The sequence below is a fragment of the Streptomyces sp. NPDC058295 genome (assembly GCF_042880655.1).
Taxonomy (GTDB): domain Bacteria; phylum Actinomycetota; class Actinomycetes; order Streptomycetales; family Streptomycetaceae; genus Streptomyces; species Streptomyces coriariae.
Genome location: NZ_JBHVYO010000016.1, coordinates 153891 through 172179, shown reverse-complemented (window position 1 = coordinate 172179; position 18289 = coordinate 153891). Strand labels below are relative to the sequence as shown.

Genomic DNA, 18289 nt, shown 5'->3' with positions numbered 1-18289 from the left:
GGCCGTAGGCGGAGGGGGCGGGGATGGACGACAACACCGGTGGACGCAGGGTGGCTTGGCCATGGCGAGTCGCCGCGTCGGTCGCCGGGGTGGCCGTGGTGCTCGGCGGCTGCGGTTCCGGGGACAACGACGACGACAAGGCGGACGAACCGAACCCTTCGGCTTCCTCGGGGTCCACGGCTCCGACCACGTCCGGCTCTCCCTCGGCCTCCGCGACGGGTGGTGACTCGACGTCGCTCTCCCCGTTCCGGGCGGACCCCGCCCGAGTGCCCCGCACGAAGCAGCAGGCCGAGGCGCTGGCGACGGCGGTCGCGCTCGAGCCGGAGGCGTGGGGCGCGGACTTCCGGGCCCAGCAGCCGGCCACGAGCACCCCCGGCACCGCCGCCGTGCTCGACGACGAGTGCCGGTGGGAGCGGCGCCCTCTCCCCGGGACTGTGCTGGCCTCCCTGTCCCGCTACAGCGAGCTTCCGGGCGCCGGGGGAAAGGGCGTCGTCAAGGTGACCGCGGTGGTCACCGTGCACACCACGGTGCTCGACGCCGACGACCAGATGTCCACCACGCTGGAGGAACCGTTGCGCTGCCGAGAGCAGCAGGTCCGTACCGACGAGCGGATATCCGGGCTCATGTCGCTCGCCACTCCCTATGGCCAGGGCAACAACAACTACGCCGACGACGACGTTCTGGAAATCGGTTCCTACCTCACCGGCAACAGCAAGCAGACGTACCGCTGGCAGGTCGCGCGGATCGGCACGGTGGTCGTGACCACGTCGGTGAAGGGTGCCAAGGGTTACTCGGACGACGAGTTGACGCAGTACTCGTCGCACGCCCTCGTCGCGATGCTCGACCGCGTGAAGTCCGAGCTGGGAGTGGAGAACTGATGGAGCCGTTGCGTTCTTCCGATCCCGCGCGTATCGCGGACCATCGCCTGCTCGGCCGCCTCGGCGCCGGAGGCATGGGAGTGGTGTACCTGGCGCGCACGCCGAGCGGCGCCCTGGTGGCGCTGAAGGTGCTGCTCGCCGAGTACGCCGAGGAGCCGGGCTTCAAGGAGCGGTTCCGCCGTGAGGTCGAGGTGGCCCGACGGGTGGACAGTCCCTGGGCGGTACCGCTGGTGGACGCCGACGCGGACGCCGAGGCACCGTGGCTGGCGACGGCGTTCGTCCCCGGCCCGTCGCTGGGCGAGGCGGTGGCCGCGTACGGGCCGCTGACCGAGCGCGGACTGCGGTTGCTCGGCGCCCGGCTGGCGGAGGCGCTCGGCGAGGTGCACCGGGCCGGTCTCGTGCACCGGGATCTGAAGCCGGGCAATGTGCTGATCGCCCATGACGGGCCGCGGCTCATCGACTTCGGCATCGCCCGGGCACCGGAGGACAGGACGCTCACGGCGACCGGGATGGTGGTCGGCACGCCCGGCTATCTGTCGCCCGAGCAGGCCGAGGGACGTGGTGGGGACGGCATCGGCCCGGCGAGCGATGTGTTCTCCCTCGGGTGTGTCCTGGCGTTCGCTGCGACCGGCCGGGCGCCGTTCGGCAGCGGAGCGGTCGACGCACTGCTGTACCGGGCCGTGCACGACCCGGCGGACCTCGACGGGGTGCCGGCGGGTCTGCTGGACGTGCTGGGCCGCTGCCTGGAGAAGGATCCGGCCCGGCGGCCGGACGCCGGGGAACTGGTGCGGGAACTGGCGGCCGACGACGCTCCGCAGGACGGAGAGGCGGCCGACTGGCTGCCCGACCCGGTCACCCGGCTGATAGCCGAGCGCTCGGCCGCCGCGCTCGCGCTGCCGGACATCGAGCACACGCTGGCGCCGTCCGACGCGCCGGTCGATCCCGGCCCGGCGGAACCCGACACCCGCGAGACGTCCGGGGCACCGGAGCCGCAGGACGCCCGCCCGGCCGGCCGACGCCGTTTCCTGCTGCTCGCCGGTGGGGCCGTGGCGCTGGCGGCGGGCGGGGGCGGGGCCTGGTGGGCGGTCACCCGGGACGACGACGCGGGAGGCGCCGGCCCTGCCTCCGCGTCCTCGCGCCGCCCGGTGCACACCATCGCGCTGCACGGCGACCTCAGCGGCCCGCATTCGGAGACGGGCCGGGCCCAGGAGCGCGGACTGCGGCTGGCCGTCGCGGAGTTCAACGCGCGAGGCGACGCGCCGTTCACCGTGAAGGTCAGGGCCGTCGACGACGGGGGTGATCCGGTGGCCGCGGCCCGGCTCGCCGCGGAACTCACGGAGGACCCGGCGGTCCTCGCCGTGGTCGGCCCGACCACCGATGCGACGGCGCAGACGGCGCTCGCGAAGTACGACGCCGGACTGTTGCCGGTCGTCGCTGTGTCCCCCGGCGGGATCATCCTCGTCCTCCAGGGGTTCCGCTCGTTCCTGCTCGGGCGGTTGCCCGACTCGGTGCTTTCCATCTATGTCAGTAACTACCTGCGCGGGAAGGCCCGTTCACGCAAGGTCGGTGTCGTACTCGACCGCCCGGCCGGTAACTACGCCGCGCAGCTCGCCACTTCCCTCAGCAACGAGCTCCACAACGTGCAACAGCCGTCGGTGCCCGAAGTGGTCAGCGCGATGCGCCGCGACTTCGGCAGTGCGGTGGACACGGTGCTCTCCGCCGGCGCCGACTCCGTCTTCTTCGCCGGTCTGCCCGACCGGGGGGCGTTGATCGCCGCGACACTGCGCGAACGTACCTTCCAGGGTGCTCGCGTGTCCGGCCCGGCGCTGCTCGACGGGCAGTTCCTGACGCAGGCCCAGGAGGCGGCGGAGGGCTGGGTGATGGTGGCCCCGGTCATCGACGCCACCGTCAAGCCCGAGGCGAGGAAGTTCGCCGCCGCCTACCGCGAGCGCTTCAAGGAGGCGCCGCCCCGGTACGCGGCGGAGGCCTACGACGTGACCGGGATGCTGCTGAAGGCCCTGTCGGGGCTGCCGGCGAAGAGCCGCACCCGGGAGAATCTGCTCGCGGCCGTGCGGGCGGGGAAGTACCAGGGCATCACGAAGACGTTCGCCTTCGACAAGACCGGCATGATGGTGATCGACGGCACCGGCGGTTTCCTCTGGCGGGTCGAGCAGGGTGACTTCGTGTACGGCGGCCCCGCGCCGATCACCGTCTGATGGAGCCGCTGCGCACCGGCGACCCGTCCCGGATCGGCCGGTACCGTCTGCTGCGGCGGCTGGGCGCCGGGGGCATGGGCGTGGTCTTCCTGGGCCGGGCGCCGGGCGGAGCGATCGCCGCGGTGAAGACGGTCCGGTCCTCGTACGCCGACGAGACGGGTTTCCGGACCCGTTTCCGCCGCGAGATCGAGGCCGCCCGGCAGGTGCGCAGCCCGTGGGTGGTCCCGTTGCTGGACGCGGACGCCGACGCGGAGACACCGTGGCTGGCGACCTCGTACGTACCGGGACCCTCGCTCGCCGAGACGGTGGACACCTTCGGGCCGCTGTCGCCGGCTTCCGTGCGGGTGCTGGGCGTGCGGCTCGCCGAGGCGCTGGAGGCCGTGCACGGGGCCGGTCTCGTGCACCGCGACGTGAAGCCGGGCAACGTCCTGCTGGCTCCGGACGGGCCACGGCTCATCGACTTCGGTATCGCCCTCGTGCCGGAGGCCACGGCGCTCACCTCCAGCGGCGTGATCGTCGGCTCACCCGGCTTCCTGTCGCCCGAGCAGGCGCGGGCGGGGGGCGGCGGGATCGGGCCGCCCAGCGATGTGTTCTCGCTGGGGTGCGTGCTGGCGTTCGCGGCGACCGGGGTGCGGCCGTTCGGTGGCGGTGCGGCGGCCGGCATGCTGCTGCGCACCGTCTACGAGGAACCGGATCCGGCGGCGCTCCCGGACGGCCTGGCTCCCCTGCTGAGGGCCTGCCTGCACAAGGATCCGCCCGGCCGCCCGAGCCTGGCCCGACTCCGCGAGGAGCTCGGGGAGGGAACGCAGACCGGTTCCGCCGGGCGGTCGGACTGGCTGCCCGCGCCGGTCACCCGGTTGATCAACGACCGGTCCGCCGCCGTGCTCACCATCGGCACGATCGAGCCGACCCAGGTGCCCGCGGCGTCGGCGTCCGCGTCGGCGAGCACGGTGTCGTCCGAGGCCGCGACGCTGACGGCCGTCACGGCCACCCGGCCCACCCCGCACGGCGTCGACCGCCGCGGCTTCCTGCGCCTCGGTTCGACGGCCGGGGTGCTGGCGGCGGGCGGCGGCGGGGCCTGGTGGTGGAGCACCCGTTCGAAGCCGGGAGCGTCCGGGTCGTCCGGGACCGGCCGCCCACGCCCCGAACTGGTCGTGGCGTTCCACGGCGATCTGACCGGGCCCCGGAAGGAGACCGGGAACGCCCAGCTCAACGGGGCCCGGCTGGCAGTCGAGCAGCTCAACGCCGAGAGCGGGCGCCCCTTCCGGCTGAAGCTGCCGACGTACGACGACGGCGGCGACACCAAGCGGGCTGCCGACCTGGCCGTCCAGGTGACGAAGGACGCCGATGTGCTCGCCGTGCTGGGACCCACCACCGACGCCTGCTTCCTCGCGAGCGAGGTCACGTACACCAAGGCGGTGATGCCCGTCGTGTCCGTCTCGGTGGGCACCGACACCCAGAGTTCGAAGATCGGCACGAGTGTCTACCACTCCCATGCGGCGCTGCGCGTCACCGACGGGCTCCTCGCCGCCCCCTGCACGCGCTACCTCGGCAACCACGTCGACGCCCGCGAGGTGTTCCTCATGGACGACCGGGCCCAGGGCGACTTCGCCTGGTCCCTGTGCGACCAGATCCAGGGCGCCCTGCGGCAGTCCGGCCGGGGCGTCACGGTGACCCGGGTCGCCGCCGGAAAGATCGACTACGCGTCGCTCGCCGCCGAGGTGATGTCCGCCCGCGCGGACGCGGTCGTCTTCACGGGCGACGCGGCAAGGACCGCCGGACTCGCCTCAGCCCTGCGCACGGCGCGGTTCACCGGCACCCGGATGGCGACGGAACGCGCCTTCGCTCCCCAGTTCCTCACCTCGGCCGGCGCGGCCGCGACCGACTGGGTCTTCGCCACCTCCTTCACCGACCCGACGGCCCGCCCCTCGGCCCGCGCCTTCACCAAGGCCTACCGCACCCGGTACGGCACCGCCCCCGGCTGGTACGCGGCGGAGGCCTACGACGCCGTCATGTTCCTCGCCGAGGCCTGCACCAAGGACGGCTCCGCGGTGACGGAACGGGGCGCGATCGCCCGCCGGATGCCCGAGATCACGTACGTCGGCATCAGCAGGACGGTCAAGTACGAGCAGGGGTACGGCTACAACCACGACGCGATGTTCTTGTTCCGGGCGACGGGGGGCGCGTTCCGGTATCTGGGGCAGTATCAGGAGGCGGGGGTCTCCTGAGGCCCGGGGCTGGTCACGGCGGACCTCGCCGGTCGCCGCTACTGCATGTGCGAACCGTGTACTAACGTTCGCTTCCGTGAGAAGCCATCTGCGCATATGGATCGCGCTGGCGCTGTCCGCCGTCGGTCTCATCGCTCTGGTGGACCGGCTCGCGCCCTCCGCGCACGTCCTCGCCGTACTGCGCGACTGGTGGCCCCTTGCCCTCGTGGCCCTCGGACTCGGCGGCGCCCTCCGGCTGCTCCTCGCCACCAGAAACGTCCTGCGCGGCCCGCTGGTCGTCGCCCTGGCAGGCGCCCTTCTCCTCCTCCTGACCCGCGACCCCCTCCCCGACTCCGTCCGCCCCTTCCTGTGGCCGCTGGCCCTGCTTCTCGTGGGCACTTTCATGCTGGCGGGCATGGCGGCCACCTCGCCCGTCACCGAGGGCCTGCTCGTCACACGGCTGGTCTCGGTGGCGGAGGCGCGCACGGTGGTGTGGCCACGGGGGGAGTTCTCACTCGCGACGGTCACGGCGGTGGCCAGCGGATGTGTGATCGACCTGCGCGAGGCACGGTTGCACGAGACCCGTGCCGACGAACTCGTCTGGCACGAGGCCCGACTCGACGTGACGGCGGTGCTCAGCGGTGTCGACGTGGTCGTGCCGCCTGCCTGGGACGTACAGGTCGAGCGTTACTCGTCGCGATGGCGCCAGCAACCCGTGACCGATCCCCCGATCCCCGAGCGGCCTACCCTGCACATCAAGGCGCTCTCGCTGTTCGGCGGTGTCGAGGTCCGCAAGGCCGAGAGGACGTCAGGAACCCTCTGAGCCGACGCTGCCGGTGTCGTACTTCACCGGGCTGGGCAGCGGGTCCTGGTCGTTGCGCGACCAGAGGGCGGTCAGCCTGCCGTTGAGCGTCCGCTCCGCCTCCGTGTCCGCGGGAAGCGCGACGCGCATCTCCTGCAGGAGCCTCAGCCGGTAGACGTCGACCACGGCCGCCACCGTGTTCCCGTAGGTGGTCGCGGCGTGGACGGCGGACCGATAGGCGAACCCGGACAGGACGGCGAACGCCGCCGGAAGAGACAGCCACCAGGCATGCGTCAGCAGCAGCCCGGCCGTGACGAGCGAGGTGAGAGCGAAAGAAAGGGACAACCGGGCAGCGGTGTCCAGCTGGTTGCGACTCCTGGAGACGGTCAACAGGACTTCTTGAGGCAGGGCGTGGTAGAGCCGCGGCCAGGTCAGCAGGGCGTCGAGCCCGTAGGGCCGGCCGGCCCGTTCCTCCGCCGCGCGCAGCCGGTTGCCCAGGGCCGTGGGCAGCACCGGCGCCCGGTCCGGCATGAGGGTGAGCCGGGACCGCGCGGCCTCCGCACGCGGGTCCTCGTACGGCAGGTGATCGTGCTGCCAGCTGAGCCTGGACCGGCGGTTGGCGTACACCCACGTCCCCACCCTGGCCAGCGGACCGAGCGGGCCGGTCGCGCTGACGTACCCCTCCAGGAGCCGGATGGAGGCGAGTTCCAGCGGTTGCAGGAGCAGTCCCGCGACCAGAGCGCCGACGGAGGCGATCACGGCGCCGGTCCAGCCGTACTCACGGGCGTTGCGGAGGGTGTCCAGATCCGGGGCATGCGCCGGAGCGCCTGCCAGGATCAGCGACACCACGACGGTGAGCAGCAGAGCGGAGGGAAGGATGTTGACGAACTTCAGGCGCGGAGTGAGGTCGGCGTCCACGACACCCAGCGCGCTCAACTGACTCATCGTCGGCCTTCCCTGTGCTGACCCGGAGCGCAACAGAAGAACTCTGGCGTATGACGATCGGGGAGGTACCTCTCGATGGTCCTGGTCTCCTCACACGCGGGTACCGGGCACTTCACCCTCATCTCCCGGTCGGTGGCATCGGCCCGACGGCGGAGGGCGGAACCATGGTCTTTGCAGCGCTGGGTGCCGGCGGGGTGCAGCGGCAGAAATCGCGCCCAGGTGCACCCTTCGGCCCGGCACACCCACAGGTACTTGTTCCCGTCGGGCCACGGATGCCCCGGGAGCACGTCCCCCGCGAAGATCCGCTGCGCGTACAGCAGAAACCGCACAGCCGCGAGAGGCCCCGATCTGTGTGACCGCATGAGTCCCCCTGCGCGGCAAGAACGAGAGACGAAGAACGCGAGAGCTGGAAGCGAGAGAACTAGAAGGTAGGGCCCGCAGGGGCACCGCGTCGAGAGGCCGACGGCACGGGCGGACGGCCCGGGCCGCCTTACGGGCCCCCGGGCAAGTCGTCAGTGCACAGGTCGGGTGTGGAGTTCCCAGGGCGCTGGACGGCGTTGACCATCACTCCGTCCGGCACCTGGGACGAGGACGCGTACGCCGGAATCGTCCTGTCGGGCGTCCTCACCCTCGCGTCCGCCGGAGCCGCGGCGGTGCTGTGGCTGGCGCCTTCGGTGCGCAGAGCCCTGCCGTGGTGGTGGATACTCCCGGCTCTGCTGTTGGGCACGGTCGCGGGAGCGCGCTGGGCCACGGGCGGTCAGGCCGCGACACGCCCCTCGGCTTGAGGTCCGATCACACGTACTCGATGACGAGAACAGAGCAGATCGACACGCACCACTCAGCTTCCGAGGCTCCGCGCCACGAACGTCATGTGCTGGATGCTGCCCACCTTGTTCCACGTCGAGTGATTGCCGACGCCGACGGACCCTTCGGTCCGATCGCGCAACCACCTCTCCCCCGCTCCCGCGTCCACGCCCCGGAAGTCCGAGAGGCCGGTGAGACAGCGAGTGGCTTCCCGGCTGGCGTCGTCGTACTGCCTTCCGTGCGGCACCTTGGACAGGTGGTAGGCGCGGGCGGTGGTGTAGCGGAGGATGCCCCATGGCGGACCTCCGCCGCGCGCGGGCGGGGTCTGGGTGACGTACGTGGCGGGATGGATGCCGTAGTCGCCGTAGCGCAGTCGCGGCAGATAGAGGCGTTCGCTGTGGCCGATCTCGTGCCAGGCCTCCCAGTCCGTGCGCGGGGCCTCGTACGGGACGCCCTCCCGGAAGTCGTCGGGCGGTTCGGGGAAGCCGCCGGCCACGACGGTCACTGTGCGCCAGGAGGTGAGCGGGATCAGGGCGTCCAGGGCTCGCACGGCCTCCTTTGCGGCATCGGGGCGGTCCGCCAGGACGGTGGCGAGGTCGAGGAACAGGTCGGCCGGGTGGCCTGCGGGCATCCGGCCGAGCAGCGCGGCGACGTCCGATGCCGTGCGGTCGTTCCAGTCGCCGGGGAGCCGTACGCGGATGCCGAGTCCGTCCTGTCGGTGGCGGGCCGCGGTGAGCGCGAGTGACTGCTGGGCGCCCGGGCGGCCGGGCCCGGTGACCGGCCGAAGGTTGCGGTGGTCCCACCACTCGGGGGTCAGGACGGCGGCCAGTACCGCCGCCTCGTCCTCGTCGGCGAACGGCGCGTCCAGCCACCCGGAGCCGAGGCGCTGTGTCGTGGAGACGTCACCGGCGTCCTTGGCGATGCGTTCGGCCAGCGGTTTGGGCAACATGCCGGGGCGGGGCGGCAGCGTCCACAGCGGAGCGACCCGACGCTGCACGTCCGGCGCCAGCCCTCGGTAGGCGGCCGCCGCGTGCGGCCGGGTCGGCAGGACGGGAACGTACAGCGGTACGGACATGGCGTTCCCCCTCGGCGCTGCCCGTGCTCGGCTCTTCCTTCGCTCTCGTGCGTGCGTTCTGTGCGCTCTCCGCGCTTCCTTCGTTTTCCTTCAGGGTGAAACCAGTGAGGAGAGCCCGAAAGGGCGCCAATCAGCCACGGTTCGACGAGGAGTACGGCTGTCGCAGCCTCTTCCGACGGGAACGGGCCTGCGCTGTACCCGTCCCGACAGACACTGTCCGACCTGCCCCATGCGGTCGATCCGCACCACACGGGGCGACCGCTGTCACGCGAGCGGCCCGGGATCTGCGGACGCAAAAGAGCCCCCGACCTGCGATCAGCTGGTCAGGGGCCCTGGAGGGCAGACGAGTCGGGCTGTACGCCGGGTTCTGTGCCGAGGTCTCTCGCGAGGGCCTCGGCGACGGCCATCCATCTAGGGCCGGCGTTGCCGTCGGCCTCGTGCGGTCTACCCGCGGACTCGGGCGGGCAGCCCTCGAACGTCCGCGCAGAGCGCGCCTTACGGCGGCTCCTTTTGACCTTGCTCCAGGTGGGGTTTACCTAGCTGCCCAGGTCACCCTGGGCACTGGTGGTCTCTTACACCACCGTTTCACCCTTACCGCGGACCGAGGTCCCCGGCGGTCTGCTTTCTGTGGCACTGTCCCGCGGGTCACCCCGGGTGGCCGTTAGCCACCACCTTGCCCTGTGGAGCCCGGACGTTCCTCGGGAAGTCCCGTGAGGGACTCCACGCGGCCGTCCGCCCGGCTCGTCTGCCGTAGCGACCATGTTACCGGGCGCGGGCGGCGCCCCTTCCCGGCGGCCGGTCCGGCGGCCGGTCCCGTGGCGGTCGCCAGGACCGAGCCCGCGAGGATGAGGGTGAAGGCGGCCAGTACGCCGGCGGTGAGGGGCTCGTCCAGGAACAGCGCGCCCGCCGCGACCGCGACCGCCGGGTTGACGTAGGTGATGACCGTCGAGCGGGTCGGGCCGATCTCCTTGATCAGCTCCAGGAACGCCACGAAGGCGACGGCCGTGCAGACGACCCCCAGCGCCGCCAGTGCCCCCAGGACGGAGGCGCTGGGCAGCTCCGACGGCCAGGTCGCGGCCGCCGCCGGTGCGTAGACGAGCGCCGCCAGGGTCAGGCAGGGGACGATGAGGTGGAGGGTGGGGACGTCCTTGAGGCGGCGGGCCGCGATCAGCGGAGCCGTCGCGTAGCCGACGACCGTCAGCAGCACCTCGCCCAGGGACTTGGCGTCGCCTCCCGTCAGGTGCGGGACCGTCAGGACCGCCACCCCGGCGAGGCCCACGGCCAGGCCCGCCATCCGCCGTATGCCCAGCACCTCCGTGTCCCCGAGGAAACGGGCCGCCAGCACGCCGACGATCGGTACGCCCGCGACCAGCAGACCGGCGGTGGAGCTGGAGAGGTGCCGCTCGGCATCCGTGAGGGTGAACCAGGGGCCGATGATCTCGATGACCGCGAAGGCCAGCATGGGCTTCCAGTGCGCCAGTACCGTCCGCGTCAGGCCCCGCTGCCGCAGCGCGAAGGGGAGCAGGAGGGCCGCGCCCAGCGCACATCGCGTGAACACGACCATGGACGGGGAGAGGTCCTCCACCGCCACTTTGATCATCAGGTAGGGGATGCCCCACACCACTCCCATCAGGGAGAACAGGAACCAGCCGCGTGCAGTCATACGGGGAGTGTCGGCCGGGCCCCGGTCAGCTGTCTTGAACGCTGTTGCGGTACGCCGCCGGCGTCACGCCCAGCACGCGGCGGAACCAGCGGGTGAGGTGGGCCTGGTCCGCGAAGCCGACGAGGCCGGCGACCTCCGCGGGACGCAGCCCGGACTCCAGCAGGCCGCGGGCCCGGGCCACCCGGTACTGGGCCAGCCAGGCGTACGGCGGCATGCCCGTCGTCGTACGGAAGGCGCGCAGCAGCTGGTAGCGGGACAGGCCCAGGTCGGCGGCGAGGTCGGCCAGGGAGGGCGGGGCGAGGAGTTCGTCGGCGAGACGGGTGCGGACGGCGTGGGTGAGGCGTTCGGCGCCGGGGATCGTGTCGCACACCGGCCGGGCCGTGGAGTGGCGTCGGGCGAGGGCCGTCAGCAGCCAGGGGAAGCGGGACTCGGCCTCCAGCGGGTCGGGACAGGCGGCCAGTTCCGTGTGCGTCCGGCGCAGGGCGGCGGCCAGTTCCGGGTCGTCGATGAGGGGCTCGCGGAAGTGCGGCACTCCGCCGAGGGTGCCCTCGGCGAGGAGTGCGGGGCCGGCGTACAGGGCGCGGTAGGCGTAGCCGTCGGTGTCGTTGCCCGGGCCGCCGGTGTGCGTCTCGCCGGGGGCCAGGACCACGATGGAGCCGGGACCGGTACGGATGTGGCCGCCCCGGTAGGCGATGATCTCCGAGCCGCCCACACAGACGCCGACGGTGAACTCCTCGTGGGCGTGCGGGGCGTAGACGTGTCGGTCGAAGCGCGCGGTGAGGAGGTCCAGGGGCGGGCCGCAGCGGCCCAGCCGGGCTCTGGTCCACAGCGCCTGTTCACGGCTGTCACGCCTGTCACCGCTTGCACGGCTTGCACGGCTCACTCTCGCCACCCCCATGTGTGCTTGCAGCGGTGCAACGCCTTCGGACTCCGGTTCCATGCCGCACGGCGGGTGCCGGGCGAGCACACATGGGGGTGGCGGACCTGGGCCGGGCGCTCGCGGACCTCGACCGGGCCGTCCCGTGGCACGTCGTACGCTGTCGCGGCAGAGCTCTATTGAAGGAGATTTCCCGTGCTTGTCCTGCTGCCGCCCTCCGAAGGCAAGGCGTCCTCCTGGCGTGGCGCCCCGCTCAAGCCGGAGGCGCTCTCCCTGCCGGGGCTCGGCGCCGCCCGCGAGGCCGTCCTCGACGAGCTGGTCGAGCTGTGCGCGGCCGACGAGGACAAGGCGCGCGAGGTGCTCGGGCTGAGCGACGGGCTGCGCGGCGAGGTCGCGAAGAACACGGAGCTGCGTACGGCGGGAGCCCGGCCCGCCGGGGAGATCTACACGGGCGTCCTGTACGACGCCCTCGACCTGGCCTCCCTCGACGCGGCCGCCAAGAGGCGCGCCGCCAGGTCGCTGCTCGTCTTCTCGGGGCTGTGGGGTGCCGTCCGGGTGACGGACCGGATCCCGTCCTACCGCTGCTCGATGGGCGTGAAGCTGCCCGGCCTGGGGGCGCTGGGCGCGTACTGGCGTGCGCCGATGGCGTCCGTGCTGCCCGAGGCGGCCGGGCATGGGCTGGTGCTGGACCTGCGGTCGGCGGCTTACGCGGCGCCCTGGAAGCCGAAGGGTGAGGTGGCGGGACGGACGGCGAGCGTGCGGGTGCTGCACGCGCCGACCCGGAAGGTCGTCAGCCACTTCAACAAGGCGACCAAGGGGCGGATCGTACGGAGTCTGCTGACGGCCGGGATCGCCCCCGCCGGTCCCGCCGAGCTGGTGGAGGCGCTGCGGGACCTCGGATACGTGGTGGAGGAGAAGGCGCCGGCGAAGGCCAAGGCCGGGGCGGCCGCCTGGACCCTGGATGTGCTGGTGGACGAGGTGCACTGACGCACCGCCCTGACACCGCTTTCACCTCCCGTTGCAACATGCGCAATGACCTTTGCGCAGGTTGCACGCCGAGGGCAGGATGAGGCGCATGACCTCGCCCCTGCCCTCCTCTTCGGCTGCCTCGACTGCTCCGGCCGCCTCGGCCGCCTCGGCCGCTTCGGCCGTCTCGGTACTGGATCTGGCCCCGGTCGTGCCCGTGGTGGTCGTCGGGGACGCCGCCGACGCCGTACCGCTGGCGCGGGCGCTGGTGGCGGGTGGGCTGCCCGCGATCGAGGTGACCCTGCGGACACCGGCCGCGCTCGACGCGATCCGGGAGATCTCCGGGTCGGTCCCGGAGGCGGTCGTCGGGGCCGGGACCGTGATCACGCCGGATCAGGTGACGGCGTGCGGGGAGGCCGGCGCGCGGTTCCTGGTGAGCCCCGGCTGGACGGACGCCCTGCTGACGGCGATGCGGGCGTCCGGGCTGCCCTTCCTGCCCGGGGTGTCGACCACGTCGGAGGTCGTGGCGCTGCTGGAACGTGGGGTGCGGGAGATGAAGTTCTTCCCGGCGCAGGCCGCGGGCGGTACGGCCTACCTCAGGTCACTGGCCGGACCACTCCCCCAGGCCCGGTTCTGCCCGACCGGCGGGATCGGGCCGGACAACGCGCCGGAGTATCTGTCCTTGCCCAACGTCGGTTGTGTGGGCGGTAGTTGGATGGTCCCGGCGGACGCGGTCGCGGCGCGGGACTGGCCGCGTGTCGAGGCGCTCGCGCGGACCGCCTCGCTGCTCAGGGCCGCAGGTGGGACGTGTCGTTGAACAGCCGGACGCTGGCGTTGCCGTCCGCGTAGTAGGCCACCGCCGACAGCGAGGCCGCCGACAGTTCCATGCGGAACAGCGACTCGGACGGGGCGCCCAGGGCGAGCCGTACGAACGTCTTGATCGGCGTCACATGGGTGACCAGCAGCACCGTGCGGCCGGCGTACTCCGCGACCAGCCTGTCCCGGGTGGCCGCGATCCGGGTGGCCGTCGCCGCGAAACTCTCGCCGCCGCCGGTCGGCTCGGCCTCCGGGTCGGCCAGCCAGGCGTTCAGGTCCTCGGGGTGACGTTCGCGGACCTCGCCGAAGGTCAGCCCCTCCCAGGCCCCGAAGTCGGTCTCGATCAGTCCGTGCTCGACGGTGACCTCGAGACCGAGGCGGGCGGCCACGGCCGCGGCCGTCTCGCGGGTGCGGGCGAGCGGGGAGGCGAGGATGTGCTGGACGGTCCCGCGCCGGGCGAGGGCGGCGGCGACCCGCTCGGCCTGCTCCCGGCCGACGTCCGAGAGGGAGGGATCGGTGCCGCCGCTGCCGGAGAACCGCTTCTGCGGCGTGAGCGGCGTCTCGCCGTGCCGCAGCAGTACGAAGGTGGCGGGGGCCCCGAGATCGGGCGCCGCCCCCCAGCCGACGGAGGTGGTGACCGCGGGCGCGACGGGGGCGGAGTCAACGGGAGAGGCGGACGCCGGAGCCGACGCAGGAGGGGGATCCTGAGCAGAAGCAGAAGCAGAAGCAGGAGCAGAAGCCGCAGCCGGGGTGGCGACTGTGCGGGCGGCGCGGAGATCGGCGTCGGTCGTCGTCGCCTTCTCCTGATCGGCGTCCGCGGTCGGGTCGGCGGCCGGGCGGGACCGGGCCAGGGCCTCGCGGGCCTTCGCCGCGCCCGCCGTGGCGTCGCCGGGCGGGCCGGACGGCTCGGGTGCGGCCGGGGTCTCGGGGACACGGGCGTCGAGCTCGGCCCGCGACGCGCCGGCGTCCCACTGCTCGCCCCGCTTGCCCGCGTCCATCGCCTCGTTCGCCAGACGGTCGGCGTGCTTGTTCCGCTCGCGCGGCATCCACTCGTAGGTGACCTGCCCGGGCCGGAGGATCCGGGCGGCCTCGGCGGCCAGCGGCTTCATGTCGGGGTGCTTGATCTTCCACCGGCCCGACATCTGCTCGACGACCAGCTTGGAGTCCATGCGCACCCGCACCGTGGCCGACGGGTCCAGCTCACGGGCGGCACGCAGGCCGGCCACCAGTCCCCGGTACTCGGCCACGTTGTTGGTGGCGACGCCGATGTACTCGGCGCGCTCGACCAGCGTCTCCCCCGTCGCCGCGTCGATCACCACGCTGCCGTAGCCCGCGGGCCCCGGGTTGCCCCGCGACCCGCCGTCGGCCTCGACGATGAACTCCCGCACGACGTACGCCCCTTACCGACTCCGACTACTGAGTACTGACTACCGACGGCCGGCTACCGGCTACCGGCTGGCGATCTACCGACGGCCGACAGCCGACTACAGGCCCGACTCGGACGTACGCACGAGGATGCGACGGCAGTTCTCGCACCGTACGACCGTGTCGGACGGGGCCTTGCGGATCTCGGCCAGCTCGGTGATGGCGAGCTCCTGGCGGCAGCCCTGGCAGGTCCGCTGGTAGAGCTTGGCCGCGCCGACGCCACCCTGCTGCTCACGCAGCTTCTCGTAGAGCTTGAGCAGATCGGCGGGTACGGAGGCCGCGATGACCTCGCGCTCCTTGGCGACGCTGGCGGCCTCACTGTCGAAACCCTCCAGGGCCGCGTCCCGGCGCGCGAGGGCGTCGTCGATCTTCCCCTGGACGGAACCGACCCGCTCGGTCAGCTCGGCGGCACGCTCCTGCGCACTCTCGCGGCGCTCCATGACCTCCAGGACGATGTCCTCGAGGGCGCCCTGGCGCTTGGCGAGGGAGACGATCTCCCTCTGGAGGTTCTCCAGGTCCTTGGAGGAGGTGACGGCCCCGGAGTCGAGCCGCTGCTGGTCACGGGCGGCGCGCTGACGGACCTGGTCGACGTCCTGCTCGGCCTTGGTCTGCTCGCGGGCGGTGTCGCTCTCCTCGGTCTGCGCCGCTACAAGGAGGTCGCGCAGCTGCGTGAGGTCCTTGTTCAGCGACTCGATCTCGGCGTGCTCGGGCAGGGACCTCCGCAGGTGGGTGAGCTGCTGCAGACGGGCGTCGAGGGCTTGGACGTCGAGGAGTCGGATCTGGTCGGCGGGCGCGGCGTTCAGTTGGGGGCTCCCATTGAGCTAGAGGTGGTGTTGGACGCCGCGTGGGCCGTCCAGGGGTCGGTGACCGTACGGGAGACGTGGACCCGCAGGCCCCACCCCCGCCGGTCGGAGATCTCGTCGAGCTGGGTGGCGGCCAGCTCGCACCAAGGCCACTCGGTGGCCCAGTGCGCCGCGTCGAGCAGCGCGAGAGGTGGGTGGGCGCCGTGGGCGCGGTCCGCGATGAACTCCGACGCCGGGTGGTGGCGCAGGTCCGCGGTGAGGAAGGCGTCGACACCGGCGGCGCGGACGTGGTCGAACAGGCTGTCGCCGGAGCCGCCGCTGACGGCGACGGTCCGCACCAGCGCCTCCGGATCGCCCGCCGCCCGGATGCCCTGCGCGGTGGCGGGCAGTCGCTCGGCGGCACGGGCGGCGAACTCACGGACGGTGAGCGGGTGATCGAGTTCGCAGACGCGGCCGAGGCCGCGCCGCCCCTCGGGGTCGCTCGGGTCCGGCACGAGAGGCCGTACGACCCGCAGGTCGAGCGCACCGGCGAGGGCGTCGCTCACGCCGGGGTCGGCGGTGTCGGCGTTGGTGTGCGCGACGTGCAGGGCGATGTCGTTCTTGATGAGCGTGTGCACGACACGGCCCTTGAAGGTGGAGGCCGCGACCGTCGTCGTCCCGCGCAGGTACAGCGGATGATGGGTGACGAGCAGACCGGCGCCGAGCTTGACGGCTTCGTCGACGATCTCCTGGACGGGGTCGACGGCGAACAGAACCCGCGTGACCTCCTGATCGGGGTCACCCACGACGGTGCCGACCGCGTCCCAGGACTCGGCCCGCGCGGCGGGCCACAGGTTCTCCAGCGCGGCGATGACTTCAGACAGACGGGGCACGGGGAAAGGCTACCTGGCCGTCTCACCGGCCCGTACCGGTGCCGCCGATGCCGTCGCGGCCACCTCGGCCGCCGACCGGGAGTGAGCGGGAGGGCGATGCACACGCCTCCCACCGCACTCAGGCGAATCGCTTCTGCACCACTCTTATGAGGGAGAAGGCCGCCCGGCGGTCCCACGTCCGCGCGTACGAAAACTAGCTTCGTCGCGGAGGTGACCGAACGATGACGATGCCGGCCTGTGCGATCGAGCCCACCGCTGCGGACGGGAGTGACCCCGAGGACGGCGCCGCCGAGCCCACGCCATACGCGGAGGAGCACGCGGACGAATACGCGAGCCACGCGATCTCGGCCGATCGTGCGAACTCGGCCGATCGTGCGATCGCGACGGATCACGTGATCCCCGAGGACCGTGGGATCACGGAGGACCGGGGGTTCGCGACGGACCGGGGGATCACGACGGATCCCGCAGCACCGACTGATCCCGTGGCCATGACGGACCGCGCGACCGCGGGAGACCACGCAATCATCGCGGACCGCGGCCTCGCGGGGGACCACCGGATCACGACGGACCACGCGATCACGGACGAACCCGGGTTCACGAACGACCTCGGATTCATGGACGAACCCGGGTTCACGAACGACCCCGGGTTCACGGACGACCGCCGGTTCACGGGAAGCCAAGACGCCGTCGTGGGCCGCGTGCTCGCGGTCAGTCGTGAGAGCGAGGCTGACCACCCGTTCACGCTCGGCCGTGGGCGGGTAGCGGACTGTGTGATCACGGCCGGTGGTGCCTATGCCGCGCGGCTCGCCCGGGCCGGGGACTCCTGGTTCCCCGAGCGATGGACCCTGGACGGTCCCGAGCCGTACGCCGTACCGCTGCCCGGCAACCAACCGGAGGAGCCCGGCACCGAGGTGCAGCCGATGGCCGACGGCCGGGTCCTGATCCGGCGGCCGATCGAGGGACGGCACGCGTTCTCGCTGCTGTATCCGACCGGGCCCGGCACGGGCGAGCTGCCGCTGGGCGCAGTCGAGTGCCCGGACGTGGGCACCCGGCTGCACCTGCTCCCGCCGGCCCCGTGCGGCGAACGCGCGTACGCCCTCGCCGTCGGCAGCCGCACGACGACCGTGTGGCTGGTCGCGGGCGGCATCTTCGGCCCCGAGTACCTCGCCGAGATCCCCGGCCGCTGCTCGGGCGGCGTCTGGCTGGACCGTACGGGCCGCATGCTCGCACTGGACCGGGAGGTCGGGGGCCGCACCAAGACGATCGTCGTGGATCTGGAGCGCGGCGGCGAGGTGTCGCCGCTGCTGCAGCTCGCCGCCGACAGCGATGACCGTCTGCTGCTCGCCGACCCCGACAGCGGGCTGCTGCTCATCCGCTCGGACGCCCCCTCACCGGGTGAGGCGCGGCTGGGCTGGGGCGTCCTCGGCAGCACGCTGCCGGTCCGCTTCCCGGAGTCGCTGCACCCGCCGGACCTCGCTCTCACCCCGTTCGCGAGCCAGCCGGGCCAGGCGCTCCTCCCCGAGGCCTGCGCGGTGGCGCTCCGCATCGACAGCGCCTTCGGCACCTGGGTGGGCGTATGGCGTCCCGCCGATCGTCGGTTGCATCAACTCCGGGCACCAGAGGGATGGTTGGCGGGCAGTGGAGTGTGGACACCGGAGGGCGTTCTCCGGCTGCCGTACGCCACGGAGGCGGAGCTGTGCGGGGTGGCACCGCTGACGGCACCGCTGACCGAACCGCCTTCGACGGCGCCGGCACCGTCGCCGTCCGAAGGGGCCTCGCCATGCGAGGAGCCGCCGCGGCCGGCGCCCGCCGTGACCCGTCCGGTCCCCCTCCAACAAGCTCCCCTCGGCCGACTTGTAACGAAGTAGCAGCGGTTGGCGTGGCCGCCTGGATCAGCCCCTCGGTGTGCCGGATAAAATCGCCCGGCTGTAAAGAAAGAT

General features: G+C 72.5%; 14 protein-coding genes, 1 other RNA gene and 1 pseudogene. 8 read left to right on the top strand and 8 right to left on the bottom strand.

Annotated features, from left to right (window positions below; all coding sequences use genetic code 11):
- Nucleotides 1-23 precede the first annotated feature (23 nt).
- From ACFVYS_RS19515 to ACFVYS_RS19500, 4 genes are all read left to right on the top strand, one after another.
- Nucleotides 24-878, top strand: a complete 855-nt coding sequence (locus tag ACFVYS_RS19515) for a hypothetical protein (RefSeq protein ID WP_389503520.1) — start codon at nucleotides 24-26, stop codon at nucleotides 876-878.
- On the top strand, nucleotides 878-3094 hold the full coding sequence (locus ACFVYS_RS19510; RefSeq protein ID WP_389503518.1) for a bifunctional serine/threonine-protein kinase/ABC transporter substrate-binding protein: 2217 nt from the start codon (nucleotides 878-880) through the stop codon (nucleotides 3092-3094). The genes ACFVYS_RS19515 and ACFVYS_RS19510 overlap by 1 nt, the downstream gene beginning before the upstream one ends.
- Nucleotides 3094-5322, top strand: coding sequence for a bifunctional serine/threonine-protein kinase/ABC transporter substrate-binding protein (locus tag ACFVYS_RS19505; RefSeq protein WP_389503516.1), 2229 nt, complete (start codon nucleotides 3094-3096; stop codon nucleotides 5320-5322). Before ACFVYS_RS19510 ends, ACFVYS_RS19505 begins: the two co-directional genes overlap by 1 nt.
- A gap of 76 nt (nucleotides 5323-5398) precedes the next feature.
- Entirely contained in the window at nucleotides 5399-6124 is a 726-nt protein-coding gene (locus ACFVYS_RS19500) for a hypothetical protein (protein ID WP_389503514.1), read from the top strand.
- Here the strand turns inward: ACFVYS_RS19500 and ACFVYS_RS19495 are convergent.
- Nucleotides 6110-7048, bottom strand: coding sequence for a hypothetical protein (locus ACFVYS_RS19495; protein ID WP_389503512.1), 939 nt, complete (start codon nucleotides 7046-7048; stop codon nucleotides 6110-6112). The two genes, ACFVYS_RS19500 and ACFVYS_RS19495, sit on opposite strands and share 15 nt — an antisense overlap.
- 530 nt (nucleotides 7049-7578) lie before the next feature.
- On the opposite strand from ACFVYS_RS19495, the gene ACFVYS_RS19490 reads away from it, so the two are divergent.
- Nucleotides 7579-7833 carry a hypothetical protein gene (locus tag ACFVYS_RS19490; protein WP_389503510.1) on the top strand — a complete coding sequence of 85 codons (255 nt, stop codon included), beginning with the start codon at nucleotides 7579-7581 and terminating at the stop codon, nucleotides 7831-7833.
- 53 nt (nucleotides 7834-7886) lie between these two features.
- On the opposite strand, the gene ACFVYS_RS19485 is transcribed toward ACFVYS_RS19490, so the two are convergent.
- From ACFVYS_RS19485 to ACFVYS_RS19470, 4 genes and pseudogenes are all read right to left on the bottom strand, one after another.
- Nucleotides 7887-8927 (bottom strand): beta family protein, encoded by a 1041-nt coding sequence (locus tag ACFVYS_RS19485; RefSeq protein ID WP_389503508.1) that lies wholly within the window; start codon nucleotides 8925-8927, stop codon nucleotides 7887-7889.
- A gap of 340 nt (nucleotides 8928-9267) precedes the next feature.
- Nucleotides 9268-9671: RNase P RNA component class A (gene rnpB / locus ACFVYS_RS19480), an RNA gene on the bottom strand.
- 139 nt (nucleotides 9672-9810) lie between these two features.
- Nucleotides 9811-10590 (bottom strand): annotated as a pseudogene (locus tag ACFVYS_RS19475) (DMT family transporter); the annotation flags it as partial.
- Nucleotides 10591-10615: 25 nt separating this feature from the next.
- Complete coding sequence (locus ACFVYS_RS19470; protein ID WP_389503506.1) at nucleotides 10616-11473, bottom strand: helix-turn-helix domain-containing protein; 858 nt, start codon at nucleotides 11471-11473, stop codon at nucleotides 10616-10618.
- A 189-nt stretch (nucleotides 11474-11662) separates the two neighbouring features.
- Here ACFVYS_RS19470 and yaaA point away from each other — a divergent pair, with 189 nt between their 5' ends.
- Together yaaA and eda are read left to right on the top strand one after the other, a co-directional pair.
- Complete coding sequence (gene yaaA / locus ACFVYS_RS19465; protein ID WP_389503504.1) at nucleotides 11663-12454, top strand: peroxide stress protein YaaA; 792 nt, start codon at nucleotides 11663-11665, stop codon at nucleotides 12452-12454.
- 88 nt (nucleotides 12455-12542) lie between these two features.
- On the top strand, nucleotides 12543-13250 hold the full coding sequence (gene eda / locus ACFVYS_RS19460; protein WP_389503502.1) for a bifunctional 4-hydroxy-2-oxoglutarate aldolase/2-dehydro-3-deoxy-phosphogluconate aldolase: 708 nt from the start codon (nucleotides 12543-12545) through the stop codon (nucleotides 13248-13250).
- Here the strand turns inward: eda and ACFVYS_RS19455 are convergent.
- The 3 genes from ACFVYS_RS19455 to ACFVYS_RS19445 all read right to left on the bottom strand — a co-directional run bounded on the left by ACFVYS_RS19455 (nucleotide 13222) and on the right by ACFVYS_RS19445 (nucleotide 16349).
- Entirely contained in the window at nucleotides 13222-14637 is a 1416-nt protein-coding gene (locus ACFVYS_RS19455) for a bifunctional RNase H/acid phosphatase (RefSeq protein WP_389503500.1), read from the bottom strand. The genes eda and ACFVYS_RS19455 overlap by 29 nt on opposite strands.
- A gap of 96 nt (nucleotides 14638-14733) precedes the next feature.
- Complete coding sequence (locus ACFVYS_RS19450; RefSeq protein ID WP_362567862.1) at nucleotides 14734-15477, bottom strand: C4-type zinc ribbon domain-containing protein; 744 nt, start codon at nucleotides 15475-15477, stop codon at nucleotides 14734-14736.
- The gene (locus tag ACFVYS_RS19445) at nucleotides 15474-16349 is read right to left on the bottom strand and encodes a Nif3-like dinuclear metal center hexameric protein (RefSeq protein ID WP_389503498.1); all 876 of its coding nucleotides are present in this window, start codon (nucleotides 16347-16349) and stop codon (nucleotides 15474-15476) included. Before ACFVYS_RS19445 ends, ACFVYS_RS19450 begins: the two co-directional genes overlap by 4 nt.
- A 689-nt stretch (nucleotides 16350-17038) precedes the next feature.
- On the opposite strand from ACFVYS_RS19445, the gene ACFVYS_RS19440 reads away from it, so the two are divergent.
- Nucleotides 17039-18217: a hypothetical protein gene (locus tag ACFVYS_RS19440; protein WP_389503573.1), complete on the top strand. Its 1179-nt coding sequence runs from the start codon at nucleotides 17039-17041 to the stop codon at nucleotides 18215-18217.
- The last annotated feature ends 72 nt before the right edge of the window (nucleotides 18218-18289 follow it).

Excerpts from the sequence above, each read along its gene's own strand:
- ACFVYS_RS19510 (WP_389503518.1), top strand. The coding sequence starts at position 878 with ATGGAGCCGTTGCGTTCTTCCGATCCCGCGCGTATCGCGGACCATCGC.
- ACFVYS_RS19495 (WP_389503512.1), bottom strand. The coding sequence starts at position 7,048 with ATGAGTCAGTTGAGCGCGCTGGGTGTCGTGGACGCCGACCTCACTCCG.
- ACFVYS_RS19485 (WP_389503508.1), bottom strand. The coding sequence starts at position 8,927 with ATGTCCGTACCGCTGTACGTTCCCGTCCTGCCGACCCGGCCGCACGCG.
- ACFVYS_RS19515 (WP_389503520.1), top strand. The coding sequence starts at position 24 with ATGGACGACAACACCGGTGGACGCAGGGTGGCTTGGCCATGGCGAGTC.
- eda (WP_389503502.1), top strand. The coding sequence starts at position 12,543 with ATGACCTCGCCCCTGCCCTCCTCTTCGGCTGCCTCGACTGCTCCGGCC.
- ACFVYS_RS19505 (WP_389503516.1), top strand. The coding sequence starts at position 3,094 with ATGGAGCCGCTGCGCACCGGCGACCCGTCCCGGATCGGCCGGTACCGT.